This is a genomic window from Pantoea sp. DY-15, assembly GCF_019795935.1.
Lineage (GTDB): Bacteria > Pseudomonadota > Gammaproteobacteria > Enterobacterales > Enterobacteriaceae > Pantoea > Pantoea leporis.
Genome location: NZ_JAIMIF010000004.1, coordinates 511,008 through 528,369, shown reverse-complemented (window position 1 = coordinate 528,369; position 17,362 = coordinate 511,008). Strand labels below are relative to the sequence as shown.

The window sequence follows — 17,362 nt, the reverse complement described above, 5'->3', positions numbered from 1 at the left end:
CGAGGCCTTAGTAAACGAAACTGACGGGCGCGCCGCCCAGCGGATGCGGCAAAATGCCCATCGGAATACCGTAAATGTTGCCCAGCACATCGGCCTGCATAATCACCTCGGGGCCGCCTTCGGCAATCACTTCGCCACCGCGCAATGCCACCAGACGATCGCAATAGCGCGCCGCCATGTTGAGATCGTGCAGCACCGCAATCACCGTCAGCCCACGCTCGCGGCTGAGACGCTGAATCAGCGCCAGCACATCAACCTGATGCGCGATATCCAGCGCCGATGTCGGTTCATCCAGCAACAGGCAGCGACTGTTCTGCGCCACCAGCATCGCCAGCCAGGCACGCTGACGCTCGCCGCCGGAAAGGCTATCCACCAGACGCCCGGCAAAAGGCTTTAATCCCACCAGCGTAATCGCCTCTTCCACTCGATCGCGATCTTCCTGACCATAACGGCCCAGCGCGCCGTGCCACGGATAGCGGCCAATCGCCACCAGCTCGCGCACCGTCATGCCTTCCGCTGCCGGCAGCTGCTGCGGCAGATACGCCACCTGACGCGCAAAATCTTTGCTGCCCCAGTTATCAACCGCGTCCTCATTCAGCAACACGCGCCCTTCACTCGCCGCATGGTGACGACCAAGCATTTTTAGCAGCGTGGATTTGCCGGAACCGTTATGACCAATCAGCGCGGTGACTTTGCCCGGTGCAAAAGTAAGAGACAGCGGATGCAGCAGCGTGCGGCCTGGCACACGAAAACTGACGTTATCCAGCCTGAAGGTGGTTTCTGCGTGGTGCGGATGCTGCATGATAATCCCTGGTTAATCAGTAGAGTCGCCATTTATGGCGACCTACGTAACACGATTAGAAACGGAAAGTCGCAGTACCGACAATCTGGCGCTCAGCGCCCCAGTAGCAGGCATAATCGCGGTAGCAGCTGGCGACGTATTCACGATCGAACAGGTTATTGACGTTAACGCCGATGGTGGAGCCCGGCATGCCAAAGCGTGCGAGATCGTATTTCAGCGCGGCATCAACGGTGGTGTAACCGGCTACGTCGAAGTTTTGGTTCACATCGTCGCCGCTGGCGTACAACCCTTTGCTCTCGCCCACATAACGCACACCCGCACCCACGGTCATGCCCGACAGCGCCGTCTCATGGAAGGTGTAATCACTCCACAGCGATGCCATATGCTTCGGCACCTGCACTGGCGTTTTGCCTTTCAGATTAGTGTCTTCGGTGTATTCCGCATCGGTGTAGGTATAAGACGCGGTCATATTGATGTTGGCATTCAACGCGGCTTTGGCTTCCAGCTCCACGCCACGCGAGCGAATTTCACCACTCTGAATGCTGGCATTTGGGTGGTTAAGGGTATCCGGATCGGCTGTCAGGTTTTTGGTTTTAGTCAGCTGATAGACCGCTGCAGTTAATACCACCGGACGATCTTTCGGTACGTATTTCACACCGGCTTCATATTGCTTCGCGCGTGAAGGATCGAAGGCTTGGCCATCAAAGGTTGAACCTGAGTTCGGAATGAAGGCTTCGCTGTAACTGAAGTAAGGCGCGATACCGTTATCAAACACATAGTTCAGACCGCCACGCCAGGTGAAAGCCTGATCGTTCTGGCGATCAACGCTATTGGCTACGCGATTGTAAACCGAGTTCATAGCGTAGTCGTAACGGCCGCCGAGGGTTAACACCCAGCGGTTCCACTCCATCTGATCCTGCGCGTATAAACCGGTTTGGCGCTGCTTATTAAGGTGCTGATAAGGATCAGGGAACGGCGTAACGCTGTCGTCGCCATATTGTGGATTAACGGCATTCAGCGGTGATGCAGTACCAAATTGCGCATCAATATCGTTACGCGTGCGCTGGAAATCGACACCCAGCAAAAGTGTGTGATCAACCTGTCCCGTCGCAAATTTAGCCTGCGCCTGGTTATCGACTGCAAACTGATTCAGCTTTTCATTAGAAACCGCTGAACCGCGGGTGATTTGCTGTGTCTCGGCATTAAAACCATTGCCATAAATACTGCGATAATCCGTTCTCAGATCCGCATAGCGCAGATTCTGCCGCACCGTCCAGGTGTCGTTGAAGCTGTGCTCGAAGTTGTAGCCCACCATCTTGGTGTTGCGCGAAATCTTGTTGCTGTCTTCGCCTTCATCAAAGTTGGTCGGCAGCTTGTAGCTGCTGCCGTCAGGACGCGTGATGCCCACCACGGTGCCCTGACGCGGCAACCAGCCGTAGTAGCCAGTTTCCGGTTCGTTCTGGAAGTAGGTCAGCAGATCGAAACGCGTATTTTCATCCGGACGCCAGCTGAACGACGGCGCAATGGTGTAGCGCTTCTCTTTGTTCATATCCTGCTGCGCATCGGCGCTGCGCGCGAGGCCGGTCAGGCGATAGCTGTAAACGCCGTCATCATCCAGCGAGCCGCCGAAATCAAAACCGGTGGAAAACTGATTGTTGGTGCCCATCTTGAACTGCACTTCACGCAGCGTCTCCTGCGTAGGACGCTTACTCACCAGCGACACCACGCCGCCCGGATTGCTCTTGCCGTACAGCACCGAAACCGGACCGCGCAACAGTTCGGCGCGCTCGAGGAAATAGGGATCGATAGCAAACTCAGAGTAGTTATCACCCTGCAGTTTCAGGCCATCAAGATATTGGTTGGTGTTGGTTTCGCTGAAGCCGCGAATAGATAGCGCATCGATGACATTGGAGCTACCGCGGTTACCGGTCAACACGCCTGGCGTGTAGTTGAAAGCCCCTTTCACGCTGGTGACGTTTTTCATCGCCATCTCTTCCTGCGTAACCACCGAGATGGACTGCGGGTTCTTCTCAATCGGCGTATCGGTTTTGGTGCCGGTGGCGCTGCGTTTGGCCGCGATGGTTGGCGACGGGCCCCACGCTTTCTCTTGCTCAACACCGCTGCCGCCATCGGCGCTAACAACCACAGTATCTTCTGCCAACGCCTGCACGCTGAACGTACCCAGAGTCAGTGAAATAAACCAAGCCAGCGAACGCGGGCGTAAGAAACAAGGATTGGTGTTTCGCGTATTCATAAGTGAGGTCTCTCGAAAAAAAGTCGATGCAGGCGAATACAAACGAGAATGATTATTATGACGCACGGATTTTAGGCGAAATAGTGTCATATTCGCAACGATTAATGGCTTTTCGCGGGGCGTTAGCGCCCATATCGCGTATATCCATGATCGTGCTTAACGAAAATGCAGGCATGAAAAAGGGCGCCGCAGCGCCCTGTGTTTTCTCAGCAACTTATTTGCTGCCGAACATATCTTTAATCCAACCCGCCACGCCGTCAGAATCTTTCTGCTCATTCTGTGGCTGCTGCTGTTGTTGCTGCTGTTGCTGTTGCTGCTCTTGTTGCTGCTGCAACTGCTGCTGTTGTTGCTGAACCTGCTCTTGCTGCTGCTGACACAGCGCGTTCGGATCCAGCGACCACACTGGCAACGAACGCCATGTGCTGCTGCCCGTACCGCAGATAAAGTTACCGGCAGAATCGATATTCATCTGCGTGATATCTTCCGGCGGCGTCAGCACCAGCGGCATTGGCGCCTGGTTGTCGAGATAGCGACGATAAAGCTGCATTGCACCGCTGGCACCGTACAGCTTCGAGGTTTGGTTGTTATCGCGGCCAACCCAGGTAATCGCCACTTCTTTGCCATCAATACCGGCGAACCAGCTATCGATCAGGTCATTGGTGGTACCGGTTTTGCCAGCCAGATGCGCTTTAGGATAACGCGCACCCAGCGCACGCGCAGTACCGTGATCGGCGACCTGCTGCATGGTGTAGAGCGTCAGATACGCCGCCTGCGCCGGTTCAACACGCTGCGCCTGCGGATAGCTCTGATACAGCACCGTGCCATCTTCCGCAATCACCGAACGTACCGCCGACAGCTCAGCGCGGTTACCGCCGCTGGCGATCGACTGGAACGCCTGCGCCACTTCAATCGGCGTCAGGTTCAGCGCACCGAGAAGCATTGACGGCACCGGATGCAGCTGATCTTTCGGCACGCCGAGCTTGTTCCAGGTATCGACAACCGCATCCAGTCCCAGCGTCATACCGAGGTTGACGGTTGGCACGTTCATCGAGTTGGTTAGCGCATCCACCAGCATCACTTTGCCGCTGAAACGACGATCGTCATTCATCGGTTTCCAGATGGTGCCGTTCGGTTGTTTCAGCGCAATCGGCTCATCGGCGATCCAGCTGTTGAGGCGATAGCTGTTCGGCTGGCTCAGCGCGGTAAGATAGGTGGCCGGTTTTGCTAGCGAGCCAATCGAACGACGTGCCTGCAGCGCGCGGTTGTAACCGGCAAACTGCGGATCGGCACCGCCGACCATGGCGCGTACTTCACCGCTGAAGCGGTCAACCACCACCATCGCGGTTTCCAGATCTTTCAGGCCACGCTGTTTTTTCAGCGTTGGAATGCCTTCAATTACCGCTTTCTCGGCGGCATCCTGCGAAATCGCATCCAGCGTGGTGAAAATCTTCACGCCGGAGAGATCTTTCATTTTGTCGCCGAGCTTGGCCTGCAGCTCGTTACGCACCATCTGCATAAACGCTGGCTGAGGCGTGATCACACCGCCTTTCGGCTGCACGCCAAGCGGACGCGCCGACAGCATGTCATACAGTTCCTGATCGATGACGTTCTGCTGCTGCAACAAACGCAGCACCAGATTACGTCGCTCCAGCGCCAGTTTCGGGTTACGCCACGGATTGTACAGCGACGCGCCTTTCACCATGCCGACCAGCATCGCCTGCTGATCGAGGCTCAGCTCATCCACCGGACGACCGAAGTAGTAAAGACTCGCCAGCGGGAAGCCGCGGATCTGATCGTTGCCGGTCTGGCCGAGATACACCTCGTTGAGATACAGCTCGAGGATGCGATCTTTGCTGTAGCGCGCATCCATGATCACCGCCATATAGGCTTCACGCGCTTTACGCCACAGCGAACGCTCGTTGGTGAGGAACAGGTTTTTCACCAGCTGCTGCGTCAGCGTACTGCCGCCCTGCACCGCTTTACCGGCGGTGATGTTGGCGAGGAACGCACGACCAATTGAGTACGGGCTAATGCCGTCGTGCTCGTAGAAGTGGCGGTCTTCGGTGGCGATCAAGGTGCTAACCAGCAGATCCGGGAAGCCGGCGCGCGGCACGAACAGGCGCTGTTCACCGTTCGGCGACTGCAACATGGTGATCAGGCGCGGATCGAGGCGGAAGAAGCCAAAATCGCGGCCGGTATCGAGGTTTTTAATCTCGCTCAGCTCATTGTTGCTAAAGGTCAGGCGCGCGTTGATCTGCCCCTCTTTGCTGTCCGGGAAATCAAACGGACGGCGCAGCAGATCAATGGTGTTGCCTTTGACGCTAAACTCGCCCGGACGGGTAATGCGCGACACTTCGCGATACTGCGTGCCTTCCAGCAGCGCAATCATCTCTTTTTTGTCGTACGACATGCCCGGTTCGAGGCTGACCATGCGGCCATAAACGGCAGCAGGCAGTTGCCACACTTTACCGTCGATGCGGCTGCGGATTTCCGAGTCGAGATAGACGCCCCAGGCGGCCATCACCACCACAAAGACCAGGAAGAGTTTAATCAACCAGCCCAACCAGCGACGTTTGCCGCGTGGCGGACGTTTTTTACTTTTTGGTGGCACCGGTCCACTCTCCTCATCTTCTTCGTCAAAATCGTCCTGATCGATATCATCATCAAGTTCCCTGCGGCGACCCCGCCGCGCACTGCTGCGCGGCGGCTTTGGCGCTTTTCCTTTGCGCCCGATAGGTTCGCGATCGTTCCCAGACATGCTTTTATTCTCCAGGTATTGCTACGGCGGCGGCCGTTACTCTAACTGCTTTCTCATGCGACGCATGGCAGAACCCTCTGAATTCGATCCACGGCGTTTCACGATGAAAATTTCTTGGTCCGCCTTGTGGGTAAGGCGTTGGCCGGATCGTCCGGCCACGGATGCTTTGGATAGCGCCCTTTCATCTCTTTCTGCACTTCGGGATACGCACCACGCCAGAACGCCGCGAGGTCACGGGTGATCTGCAGCGGACGATGCGCGGGCGAGAGCAGCTCTAACACCAGCGGTACGCGGCCATCGGCCACCGCCGGGTTCTGTGCTTCGCCAAACATCTCCTGAATCCGCACCGCCAGCGCGGGTGGCTTCTCTGCATCGTAGCGGATCGGCAGGCGGCTTCCGGTCGGCACAGTGTAATGAGTTGGCAGCACAGTATCCAGCCGCTGACGTTGTGACCATGTCAGCAAATGTAATAATGCGCTGACAAGGTTGATGCTCTGCAATCCTTTCAGATCGCGTACCGCGCTCATCTCCGGCAGCAGCCAGCTTTCAAGCGTATCGAGCAGGCTTTCATCGTCCAGCGCCGGCCACGCCTCTTCCGGCAGCCACTGCGCGGCACAGTGCACCCGCAAGCGTAGCTGTTCGGCGTCTTCTTTCCAGCCCAGCACCGACAATCCTTTTTCGCGGATCCAGCGCAGCATCGCCGGATGCAATATTTCCGCCTCCGGGCGTGCCTGCGGCTGCGCTTTTAGGACCAGCGCGCCGATCAGTTCGCGTTTCCACGCGCGCAAGGTGCCTTTCTCTTCGTCCCACTCCACATCGGTACGCTGCTCAATTAAGGTGGGGCATTCGCGGCGCAGCGCGTCGATATCCACCGGCAGCGCCAGTAACATACGCGCATCGGCGGCGCTGGCGCCCTGCAGCAGTGTCGGTGCAATTAGCCACTCATAGCGGCTCAAACCATCCTGCTCGTTGAGCATCGCGCCAATGCCGTTCGCCAGCTGATAGCGCGCGCTGTCGCCACGACGCTGCGCCAGACGATCGGCAAAACCGGCGGCCAGCAGCTGCGGGAACAGGTCGGGATTAATGGTGCCGCCGCTGGCGTTGAGGCGCTTCTGCCACTGACGCGCGCGGCGCTGCCAGTGCGACTGCGGATGGTTAAGCGCATCACGCAGATCGGCGCTGCCGCTGCGTGGCGGATCTTCAAGAATCGCCACCAGCAGCGCGGCGCTGGCGATGGCATCGTTGTTTTGCCCGGCGGCCACCAGAATCGCGCTCAGGCGCGGATCGCTGCCCAGCGCGGCCATTTTTCGACCGCGCGCGTTGAGCTGGTGATTCTCCAGCGCGCCTAGCTGGGTTAACCGCTCGCACGCCGCACGCACGTTGCGCGGCGGCGGCGCGTCAAGCCACATAAGCTGCGACGCATTCTGACATCCCCATTGCAGCAGATCGATCTGCAGCGAGGTCAAATCGCTATTGAGAATTTCCGGTTCACTCTGCGCCGCCGCACGCAGCGCCTGCTCTTGTGGCAGTAAGTGCAGGCAGATGCCAGGTTCCAGACGACCAGCACGACCGGCGCGCTGCGTCATCGACGCCTGGCTGATACGCTGCGTTTGCAGCCGCGTCACGCCGCTGCGCACGTCAAACTGCGCCGAGCGCTCCAGCGCGCTATCGACCACTAAGCGGATACCTTCGATGGTCAAGCTGGTTTCGGCGATGTTGGTCGCCAGCACCACTTTTCGGCGGCCCGCCGGAGACGGCAGGATGGCGCGGCGTTGCGCCTCCAGCGACAGCGCGCCATATAAAGGAGAAAGATCCACCTCGTCACTGACCCGCGCTTCCAGCTCGCGCTTAACCCGTTCGATCTCCGCCACGCCGGGCAGGAACAGCAGCAGCGATCCTGACTCTTCGCGCAGCAATTGCGCCACCTCGCGCGCTACCGCTTCTTCAAAACGTTGCTGGCTGTTGAGCGAAGCATAGCGGCGCGTGACCGGGAAACTGCGGCCCTCAGAGACCACAAAGGGCGCATCCGGCAGCAGCTGACGCAAACGCTGATTATCGAGCGTGGCAGACATCAGCAGAATTTTCAGATCGTCGCGCAATCCTTGCTGCACATCGAGCAGCAGCGCCAGCGCGAGATCGGCCTGCAGGCTGCGTTCATGGAATTCATCGAGGATCACCAGCGAGACGCCTTCCAGCATCGGATCGCGCTGCAACATGCGCGTCAAAATGCCTTCGGTGACCACTTCGAGGCGCGTGTTGGCACCGCAGCAGTTTTCACCGCGCATGCGATAGCCAACGATGCCGCCCGGCTGCTCGCCAAGCTGTTCTGCCAGACGCTGCGCCACGTTGCGTGCCGCCAGTCGGCGCGGCTCCAGCATGATGATGCGGCCGGGCAATGGGGCGTGTTGCAGCAGTTGTAACGGCAGCCAGGTCGATTTACCTGCGCCGGTCGGCGCCGCCAGCAACACCTGCGGCGACTGCGCCAGCGCGTCCAGCAACGCAGGCAGCACCTCGCTTACCGGTAACTCACTCAAACTCAACTCCCAAAATGCCTGTGCTAAGATGGCGCGCATTGTAGCACTCTGAGGCGCGGATTACCGGAGGCCAACCTGGCAACGCAACGTCTGTTTTTTGCTCTTGAACTGCCCGCTCCGCTCCAGCAACAGTTGGTGCAGTGGCGCGCGGATAATTTTGCTGCCGAAGCCGGGAAACCGGTGGCGGCGGCTAACCTGCACCTGACGCTGGCGTTTCTCGGCGAGGTCAGCGATGAGACGTCACGCAAGCTGCAGCGGCTGGCCTCACGCATCGAACAGCCCGGTTTTGCCCTCGATTTGGATGACGCCGGTCACTGGCCGCGTCCCGGCGTGGTGTGGCTCGGTTGTCAGCGGGCGCCGCGCGGATTACTGCAGCTCGCCAGCCTGCTGCGCGCACAAGCCGCACGTCATGGCTGCGCACAGAGCCCGCAGCCGTTTCATCCGCACGTCACGCTGTTGCGCCAAGCAGCGTCACAGATCGCGCTGCCGCCGCGCGGTTTTCACTGGCACACCGATATCCGCCATTTTGCGCTGTTCACTTCGAACGTAACGCGCGGCCGCACACGTTATCAGGCGCTGGCCCGCTGGCCGCTACTATCATCCACAGGAGAGTAAATGGAGTTCGACCCACCGCTTAAACCCGCCCGCTTGATTGCCCGTTACAAACGCTTTTTAGCCGATGTAGTTACGCCAGAAGGTGAAACGCTGACCATTCACTGCGCCAATACCGGCGCGATGACCGGCTGCGCCACGCCGGGCGATACCGTGTGGTATTCGACGTCCAGCAGTGCCACGCGGAAATATCCGCACAGTTGGGAACTCACCGAGACCCAACAAGGCCATTGGATCTGCGTGAATACGCTGCGCGCCAATCAGCTGGTGCGCGAGGCGCTGACGCTCGACACGATTCCGGAATTATCCGCTTACAGCCGCTGCCAGCCTGAAGTGAAATACGGCACGGAAAAAAGCCGAATTGACTTCCTGCTGCAAGCGGATGGCCGATCCAACTGCTATATTGAAGTCAAGTCCGTCACCCTTTTACAGGCAGGTAAAGGCTATTTTCCGGATGCGGTGACGGCTCGTGGACAGAAACATCTGCGCGAATTGAGCACCATCGTGGCAGAAGGTCATCGAGCCGTTTTGTTGTTCGCAGTTCTGCATACGGGGATTGAGGACGTTTCCCCGGCACGCCATATCGACGTGCACTACGCAGAACTACTGGAACAGGCGCAGCGTGGTGGTGTGGAAGTTTTGGCGTATCAAGCTCAAATTTCACCGTTAAAGATATTACTTACGCAACCGATTAACGTAGCGTTGTAATATTTAAAGCAATTTGGTGTGATAGGAATGTTCTGGGCGAGGCGCTGAATACGCGATTGTTCAGAGGCTTGTCAAGTAGTGGTCAGGAATAATTGCCAACCTTGATTGCTTCTGCTATTTATAGCGGCCTGTTTTTTTCCCTTTATGGGAATCGATAAGCCCTAAATCGTTTAGGTTGCAGGCACACAGTCAACACATGCAACTTGACGTATCTAGGGAAGTGCGTGTTATCCAGGAGAAACAACATGCAAGAAGGGCAAAACCGTAAAACATCGTCCCTGAGTATCCTCGCCATCGCTGGAGTGGAGCCGTATCAGGTGAAACCGGGCGAAGAGTATATGAACGACGCCCAGCTAGGCCATTTCCGTAAGATTCTGGAAGCCTGGCGCAACCAACTTCGGGATGAAGTAGATCGCACTGTGTCACATATGCAGGACGAAGCTGCCAACTTCCCGGATCCGGTCGACCGTGCTGCGCAGGAAGAAGAGTTCAGCCTGGAATTGCGTAACCGCGATCGTGAGCGCAAACTCATTAAAAAGATTGAGAAAACGCTCAAGAAAGTGGATGACGACGATTTCGGTTACTGCGACTCCTGCGGTGTAGAAATTGGTATTCGCCGCCTTGAAGCGCGTCCGACTGCCGATCTCTGCATTGACTGCAAAACGCTGGCAGAAATCCGCGAGAAGCAGATGGCTGGCTAATGGCCGTAAGCAAATTGCTACCGCACAGCCGGGAAAATCCCTGTTTTCCCGACGTGCGGTACACTTCGTTATGAATCCTTCAAACTGCATTGGGCGTTTCGCTCCCTCTCCTTCTGGTGACCTCCATTTTGGTTCGCTGATTGCTGCGTTAGGCAGCTACCTGAGTGCGCGCGCGCAACAGGGACGCTGGCTGGTGCGCATCGAAGATATTGATCCCCCGCGTGAAGTTCCCGGTGCCGCAACGCGTATTTTGCAGCAGCTGGAACATTATGGTCTTTACTGGGATGGCGACGTTTTGTGGCAGTCACAGCGCCACGATGCCTATCGCGCCGCGCTGAGCTGGCTGCAAACCCATCGACAAAGTTACTTCTGCACCTGCACGCGCAGCCGCATCCAGCAGCTGGGCGGTTTTTACGATGGTCACTGCCGCGATTTGCAACTGCCGCCGGACAACGCCGCGCTGCGTCTGCGTCAACATGCGCCGGTTAACGGCTTTGACGATCGCCTACGCGGCCATTTGCAGGCTGAAGCGCAGCTGGCGCAGGAAGATTTTATTATCCATCGCCGTGATGGGCTTTTTGCCTACAACCTCGCGGTGGTGGTTGATGATCATTTTCAGGGCGTGACGGAAATCGTGCGCGGCGCGGATTTAATTGAGCCAACGGTGCGCCAGATTGCGCTGTATCAGCAGTTTACCTGGCCGGTGCCGGATTACCTGCATTTGCCGCTGGCGGTTAATCGCGATGGCAACAAGCTTTCCAAGCAGAATCATGCGCCCGCGCTGCCCGATGGTGATGCGCGGCCACTGTTGGTGCAAGCGTTGCGCTTTCTTGGCCAGCCGGTTTCGTCAGGCTGGCAGGATGAATCGCTGGAAAGCCTGTTGAAACAGGCGGTCGCGCAGTGGAATATCCGCCTGATTCCGTTGCAGAACGGTCTTAAAGAGGATGAAACGACATCACCATTCCTAAATGGTTCTCAACAGGCTATGATTAGCCGCTGATTTTATTAACACCCTTTTTCTCACTGTCGAGGTGTCCCATTTTTACCCGAGTCGCTAATTTTTGCCGGAGAGTCCTCAAGCGTGATGAGGAGGCGCCTGAAGAGGTGGAAGCTGAAAGTCCTGGTCAGATGACTGTCATTCCACGAGAAAGCCACAACATCTCACGCAAAGATATCAGCGAAAACGCCCTCAAAGTGCTCTATCGCCTGAACAAAGCCGGATTCGAAGCCTACCTTGTTGGCGGCGGCGTGCGCGATTTGCTGCTCGGCAGCAAGCCGAAAGACTTTGATATCACCACCAACGCCACGCCTGAACAGATGCGTAAGCTGTTCCGCAACTGCCGTTTGGTTGGTCGTCGTTTTCGTCTGGCACATGTGATGTTCGGTCCGGAAGTGATCGAAGTCGCCACCTTCCGTGGTCATCATCATGAAGAGAGCGAAGAAGATCGCAACAGCTCGCAGCGCGGCCAGAACGGCATGCTGCTGCGCGACAACATTTTCGGCAGCATTGAAGACGATGCCCAGCGCCGCGATCTCACCATCAACAGCCTCTATTACAGCGTGGCCGATTTCACCGTACGTGATTACGTCGGTGGCTTGCACGATCTGCACGAAGGCATCATTCGTATGATTGGCGATCCGGAAACGCGCTATCGCGAAGATCCGGTGCGCATGCTGCGCGTGGTGCGCTTCGCCGCCAAGCTGCAGATGCGTATCGCGGCAGAAACTGCCGAGCCGATCCCGCGTCTGGCGACGCTGCTGAATGACATTCCGCCGGCGCGCATGTTTGAAGAGTCGCTCAAGCTGCTGCAGGCCGGTTACGGCTACCGCACCTATCAGATGATGCGTGAATATCAGCTGTTCCAGCCGCTGTTCCCGATGCTGACGCGCGGTTTCACCGCCGAAAGCGACAGCCTGATGGAACGTATGCTGGCGCAGGTTCTGAAAAATACGGATACCCGCCTGCAAAATGATATGCGCGTCAATCCGGCCTTTCTGTTTGCCGCAATGTTCTGGTATCCGCAGCTGGAATCCGCCGAACGTATTGCGCAGGAAAGCGGCCTAACCTATTACGATGCTTTCGCCTTGTCGATGAACGAAACGCTGGATGAAGCCTGCCGCGCGCTGGCGATTCCCAAACGTATCACCACGCTGATTCGTGATATCTGGCAGCTGCAGCTGCGCATGTCGCGTCGTCACGGCAAACGTGCGTGGAAGCTGATGGAGCATCCTAAGTTCCGTGCCGCTTACGATTTGATGGCGCTGCGTGCCGACGTGGAAAACAATCCTGAGCTGCAAAAGCTGACGCATTGGTGGGGCGAGTTCCAGGCGGCGGCACCGGTGCAGCAGAAAACCATGATGACCACGCTGGGCGACGATCCGGCCCCGCGCCGTAAACCGCGCCGTCCGCGTCGCCGTCCAACCGGGCCTCGCACAAACAGTCCGCAATGACCCGCGTTTACCTCGCTTTAGGTAGTAATCTGGCCGATCCGCTGCATCAGGTTGATGCAGCGTTGGCCGCGCTCGATGCCATTCCGCACACCTCGCGCATCGCCACATCTTCCCTGTATCGCACACCGCCGTACGGCCCGCCGGATCAGCCTGATTACCTTAATGCGGTAGTGGCGCTGAAAACCGCGCTGGACGCCGACGCGCTGCTCGATCATACCCAGCGCATTGAGCTGGAACACGGTCGCGTGCGCAAAGCTGAACGCTGGGGACCGCGCACGCTGGATCTCGATATCATGCTGTTTGGCGACGCCACCATTAACACGCCGCGCCTGACCGTGCCGCATTACGACATGCACAATCGCGCCTTTATGCTGGTGCCGCTGCTGGAAATTGCCCCGCAAGTGTCGCTGCCGAATGGACAAGCCTTATCTGTGATTCTTGCCACCCTGGATCGCAGCGCTATCCGTTTGTGGTCTGAGTAAGCCGTAGTACACTGCGCGCATCAGAAAACTCTGGAGCGTGTGATGAAACCAACAACCCTCTCCCATTTACGCCAGCTCAAAACCAGCGGCCGCAAATTTGCCACGCTGACGGCGTACGACTTCAGTTTTGCCCGCTTGTTTGCCGATGAAGGCATTCAGGTAATGCTGATTGGCGATTCGCTCGGCATGACCGTGCAGGGCCACGAATCAACCTTGCCGGTCACCGTGGATGATATCGCCTATCACACCGCCGCCGTGCGCCGTGGCGCGCCGCTGGCGCTGCTGATGGCCGATCTGCCGTTTATGAGTTACGCCACGCCGGAACAGACCTTCAACAACGCCGCACAGCTGATGCGCGCGGGCGCCAATCTGGTGAAGCTGGAAGGCGGCGAGTGGCTGGCGGAAACCGTGCGAATGCTAACCGAGCGCGCCGTCCCGGTGTGCGGTCATCTGGGCCTGACGCCGCAGTCGGTGAACATCTTCGGTGGCTACAAAGTGCAGGGCCGCGATGAAGCTGCCGCTGAACGTCTGCTGGCCGATGCGCTGGCGCTGGAAGCCGCCGGTATGCAGCTGCTGGTGCTGGAGTGCGTGCCGGTGGCGCTGGCGGAACGCGTGACCAAAGCGCTGTCGGTGCCGGTGATCGGCATCGGCGCGGGCAACGTCACTGACGGCCAGATTCTGGTGATGCACGACGCCTTTGGCATTACCGGCGGTCACATTCCCAAATTTGCCAAAAATTTCCTCGCAGAAACCGGCGACATTCGTGCGGCGATTCGCCAATATATCGCCGACGTTGAAGCGGGCCTCTATCCAGCCGCTGAACACAGTTTCCAGTAAATCAGGAGATTTGCAGTGCTGATCATTGAAACACTGCCGATGCTGCGTCGTGAGATTCGTCGCTGGCGTCAGGCAGGTAAACGTATCGCGCTGGTGCCCACTATGGGCAACCTGCACGACGGTCATCTTACGCTGGTTGATGAAGCGCGCGAGCGCGCCGATGTGGTGGTGGTATCGATTTTCGTCAATCCGATGCAGTTTGATCGTCCCGACGATCTGGCGCGCTATCCGCGCACGCTGCAGGACGACTGCGAGAAGCTAAATCGTCATAGCGTGGATCTGGTGTTCGCACCCGCGCCCGCGGATGTCTATCCGAAAGGCCTGGATAGCCAAACCTTCGTGGAAGTGCCGGGTTTATCATCGCTGCTGGAAGGTGCCAGCCGTCCGGGACATTTCCGTGGCGTCTCCACCATCGTCAGCAAACTGTTTAATCTGGTGCAGCCTGACATCGCCTGCTTTGGCGAGAAGGATTTCCAGCAGCTGGCGATCATCCGCAAGATGGTGGCGGATATGGGCTTCGATATTGAGATTGTGGGCGTGCCAACGGTGCGCGCGAAAGATGGTCTGGCGCTGAGTTCGCGCAATGGCTATCTCACCGCCGACGAGCGTAACATCGCGGCCGGTCTCAGCCAGGTGATGAACAGCATGGCCGCACGTCTGAGCAACGGCGAGCGTCATGTCGAAGAGATTATCGAGCAAGCGGAAGTGGCGTTGCGTGAGAAGGGTTTCCGTCCGGATGGACTGGCGATTTGCGATGCCGAAACCCTACAAGCACTGAACGTGGACAGCCAGCGCGCGGTGATTTTGATGGCCGCATGGCTCGGCAATGCGCGTCTGATTGATAATCAGCAAGTGGATCTGACGGAGTAGTTTTCCGTCGTTTATTGGCAGCTTAACAAGGTTAGACAGTTATGATTCGCACCGTACTTCAAGGCAAACTGCATCGCGTTAAAGTCACTCAGGCAGATTTGCATTACGAAGGTTCCTGCGCCATTGACCAGGATTTCCTCGACGCATCCGGCATTCTGCAATATGAAGCCATCGACATCTACAACGTCACCAACGGCCAGCGTTTTTCCACTTACGCGATTGCCGCTGAACGTGGCTCGAAGATCATCTCAGTCAACGGTGCCGCCGCGCGCTGCGCCTGCGCTGGCGATATCATGATCATCTGCTCTTACGTGCAGGTCGAAGATGAAGTCGCGCGCAGCTGGCAGCCGAAAGTCGCCTACTTCGAAGGCGATAACGAAATGAAGCGCCTCGCCAAAGCGTTGCCGGTTCAGGTGGCCTGATACAACAAGGGCGGGATTAAATCCCGCCCTTGTTATCGTAGGGTCGCCATTCATGGCGACCTTCTTAAACGCCGCACTAAAACCTACGTCCGCAACCCGCGCCCACGCTGAATCAGCGAATACACCAGCACATAAAACACCACGATAAAGGCGATCAACACCGACAGCGTGAACACCAGCGGCACATCGTTGATGCCGAGGAAACCGTAACGGAAGCCGCTAATCATATACACCACCGGATTCAGCTTCGACACCGCTTGCCAGAACGGCGGCAGCAGCGTCAGCGAATAGAACACGCCGCCGAGGTAGGTTAACGGCGTCAGCACAAAGGTGGGAATCAGGCTGATATCGTCAAAAGTGCGTGCGAATACCGCATTCAGCAGGCCCGCCAGCGAGAACAGAATCGCCGTCAGCAGCAGCGTCAGCGCCACCATTGACCATGAATGCACGTGGAACGGTACGAAGAACAGCGAAATCGCGGTAACCAAAATCCCCACGCACACGCCGCGCGCCACGCCGCCGCCGACATAACCGGCGATGATGATGTGCGTTGGCACCGGCGCTACCAGCAGCTCTTCAATGTTGCGCTGGAATTTGGCGCTAAAGAACGACGACGCCACGTTGGCGTAAGCGTTGGTGATCACCGCCATCATGATCAGGCCCGGCACGATAAACTGCATGTAGCTGAAACCGTGCATATCGCCGATGCGTGAACCGATCAGGTTGCCGAAGATGATGAAGTAGAGCGTCATGGTGATCACCGGCGGCACCAGCGTCTGAATCCAGATGCGGGCGAAGCGGTTGATCTCTTTGCTCCAGATGCTCTTGAGCGCCACCCAATACAAGTGCGTCATGCTTTCACTCCTGTTTTTCCCTGTGTCAGGCTGACGAACAGCTCCTCAAGGCGGTTAGCTTTATTGCGCATGCTCAGCACCTGCACGCCTTGCGCGCTCAGCTGGCTGAACACGCTGTTCAGACCTTGCTCACGCATCACTTCCACTTCCAGCGTCGAGGTATCGACCAGTCGATACTGGAAGCCTTCCAGCTGCGGCAGCGGGCTGCGCGGTGCCAGATCGAGAATAAAGGTTTCGGATTGCAGCTTGGAGAGCAACCCTTTCATCGAGGTGTTCTCCACCAGCTCGCCGCTCTGAATAATACCGATATTGCGGCACAGCATTTCCGCCTCTTCCAGATAGTGCGTGGTGAGGATAATGGTGGTGCCTTTGATATTCAGCTCTTTCAGGAAGCTCCACATCGAACGGCGCAGTTCGATATCTACGCCGGCGGTCGGTTCGTCGAGGATCAGCAGCTTCGGCTCATGCATCAGCGCACGCGCGATCATCAGGCGGCGCTTCATACCGCCCGAAAGCATGCGCGCACGTTCGTTGCGTTTACCCCACAGGTCGAGCTGATTGAGGTATTTTTCCGCGCGTTTATTAGCTTCAGCGCGTTCAACACCGTAATAACCAGCCTGATTGACCACGATCTGCATTACGGTTTCAAACGGGTTGAAGTTGAACTCCTGCGGCACCAGACCGAGCTGGCGCTTGGCGTTGACCACGTCTTTTTGCAGGTCGTAACCAAACACGCGCACGCTGCCGCCGGTTTTATTCACTAACGAGCTGATAATACCGATGGTGGTGGATTTACCGGCGCCGTTTGGCCCCAGCAAGGCGTAAAAGTCGCCCGCTTCCACGTTGAGATCGAGTCCTTTCAGCGCCTGTACGCCGCCGGGATAGGTTTTGGTCAGCCCGGAAATTTCCAGTGCATATGTCATTGCGAATCCATACCTTGTTGTAGAGACATCAAAGGCCTATGAAAATGATAATGCGCACGAGCGATGTCGCGGTCATTAACATTAAGAAATCAATGGAGTTTAGCAGAGAGTCGAGCCAGCCCATAAACCGTTGGCTTACGGGCTGCGCAGTGTA

General features: G+C 57.4%; 15 protein-coding genes. 9 read left to right on the top strand and 6 right to left on the bottom strand.

The window, feature by feature from the left end; translation table 11 throughout:
• Positions 1 to 7 precede the first annotated feature (7 nt).
• From fhuC to hrpB, 4 genes are all read right to left on the bottom strand, one after another.
• Positions 8 to 802 (bottom strand): Fe3+-hydroxamate ABC transporter ATP-binding protein FhuC, encoded by a 795-nt coding sequence (gene fhuC, locus K5Y32_RS17520; protein ID WP_007888799.1) that lies wholly within the window; start codon positions 800 to 802, stop codon positions 8 to 10.
• A gap of 55 nt (positions 803 to 857) precedes the next feature.
• The gene (fhuA, locus tag K5Y32_RS17515) at positions 858 to 3,056 is read right to left on the bottom strand and encodes a ferrichrome porin FhuA (RefSeq protein WP_222185292.1); all 2,199 of its coding nucleotides are present in this window, start codon (positions 3,054 to 3,056) and stop codon (positions 858 to 860) included.
• Positions 3,057 to 3,270: 214 nt separating this feature from the next.
• Positions 3,271 to 5,814, bottom strand: coding sequence for a bifunctional glycosyl transferase/transpeptidase (mrcB, locus tag K5Y32_RS17510; RefSeq protein WP_101762062.1), 2,544 nt, complete (start codon positions 5,812 to 5,814; stop codon positions 3,271 to 3,273).
• A 98-nt stretch (positions 5,815 to 5,912) separates the two neighbouring features.
• Positions 5,913 to 8,387: an ATP-dependent helicase HrpB gene (gene hrpB, locus K5Y32_RS17505; protein ID WP_222185291.1), complete on the bottom strand. Its 2,475-nt coding sequence runs from the start codon at positions 8,385 to 8,387 to the stop codon at positions 5,913 to 5,915.
• A gap of 36 nt (positions 8,388 to 8,423) precedes the next feature.
• Between hrpB and thpR the strand changes: the two genes are divergently transcribed.
• The 9 genes from thpR (at position 8,424) to panD (ending at position 15,431) form a co-directional block, all read left to right on the top strand.
• Positions 8,424 to 8,963 carry an RNA 2',3'-cyclic phosphodiesterase gene (thpR, locus tag K5Y32_RS17500; protein WP_222185314.1) on the top strand — a complete coding sequence of 180 codons (540 nt, stop codon included), beginning with the start codon at positions 8,424 to 8,426 and terminating at the stop codon, positions 8,961 to 8,963.
• On the top strand, positions 8,964 to 9,668 hold the full coding sequence (gene sfsA, locus K5Y32_RS17495; RefSeq protein WP_101762065.1) for a DNA/RNA nuclease SfsA: 705 nt from the start codon (positions 8,964 to 8,966) through the stop codon (positions 9,666 to 9,668).
• 245 nt (positions 9,669 to 9,913) lie between these two features.
• Positions 9,914 to 10,369 (top strand): RNA polymerase-binding protein DksA, encoded by a 456-nt coding sequence (gene dksA / locus K5Y32_RS17490; protein ID WP_007888770.1) that lies wholly within the window; start codon positions 9,914 to 9,916, stop codon positions 10,367 to 10,369.
• Between the two features lie 70 nt (positions 10,370 to 10,439).
• On the top strand, positions 10,440 to 11,369 hold the full coding sequence (gene gluQRS / locus K5Y32_RS17485) for a tRNA glutamyl-Q(34) synthetase GluQRS (protein WP_222185290.1): 930 nt from the start codon (positions 10,440 to 10,442) through the stop codon (positions 11,367 to 11,369).
• A 38-nt stretch (positions 11,370 to 11,407) separates the two neighbouring features.
• On the top strand, positions 11,408 to 12,820 hold the full coding sequence (gene pcnB, locus K5Y32_RS17480; protein ID WP_206098210.1) for a polynucleotide adenylyltransferase PcnB: 1,413 nt from the start codon (positions 11,408 to 11,410) through the stop codon (positions 12,818 to 12,820).
• Positions 12,817 to 13,302, top strand: a complete 486-nt coding sequence (folK, locus tag K5Y32_RS17475) for a 2-amino-4-hydroxy-6-hydroxymethyldihydropteridine diphosphokinase (protein ID WP_222185289.1) — start codon at positions 12,817 to 12,819, stop codon at positions 13,300 to 13,302. Before pcnB ends, folK begins: the two co-directional genes overlap by 4 nt.
• Positions 13,303 to 13,344: 42 nt before the next feature.
• Positions 13,345 to 14,139, top strand: a complete 795-nt coding sequence (gene panB / locus K5Y32_RS17470; RefSeq protein WP_222185288.1) for a 3-methyl-2-oxobutanoate hydroxymethyltransferase — start codon at positions 13,345 to 13,347, stop codon at positions 14,137 to 14,139.
• Between the two features lie 15 nt (positions 14,140 to 14,154).
• A complete protein-coding gene (gene panC / locus K5Y32_RS17465; protein WP_222185287.1) occupies positions 14,155 to 15,009 on the top strand; it encodes a pantoate--beta-alanine ligase in 855 nt (284 codons plus the stop codon).
• A gap of 41 nt (positions 15,010 to 15,050) precedes the next feature.
• Complete coding sequence (panD, locus tag K5Y32_RS17460; RefSeq protein WP_007888760.1) at positions 15,051 to 15,431, top strand: aspartate 1-decarboxylase; 381 nt, start codon at positions 15,051 to 15,053, stop codon at positions 15,429 to 15,431.
• 83 nt (positions 15,432 to 15,514) lie between these two features.
• Here the strand turns inward: panD and K5Y32_RS17455 are convergent, their stop codons facing one another.
• Together K5Y32_RS17455 and K5Y32_RS17450 are read right to left on the bottom strand one after the other, a co-directional pair.
• The gene (locus K5Y32_RS17455; protein WP_101762076.1) at positions 15,515 to 16,285 is read right to left on the bottom strand and encodes an ABC transporter permease; all 771 of its coding nucleotides are present in this window, start codon (positions 16,283 to 16,285) and stop codon (positions 15,515 to 15,517) included.
• A complete protein-coding gene (locus K5Y32_RS17450; RefSeq protein WP_008108526.1) occupies positions 16,282 to 17,208 on the bottom strand; it encodes an ABC transporter ATP-binding protein in 927 nt (308 codons plus the stop codon). The genes K5Y32_RS17455 and K5Y32_RS17450 overlap by 4 nt, the downstream gene beginning before the upstream one ends.
• Between the last annotated feature and the right edge of the window lie 154 nt (positions 17,209 to 17,362).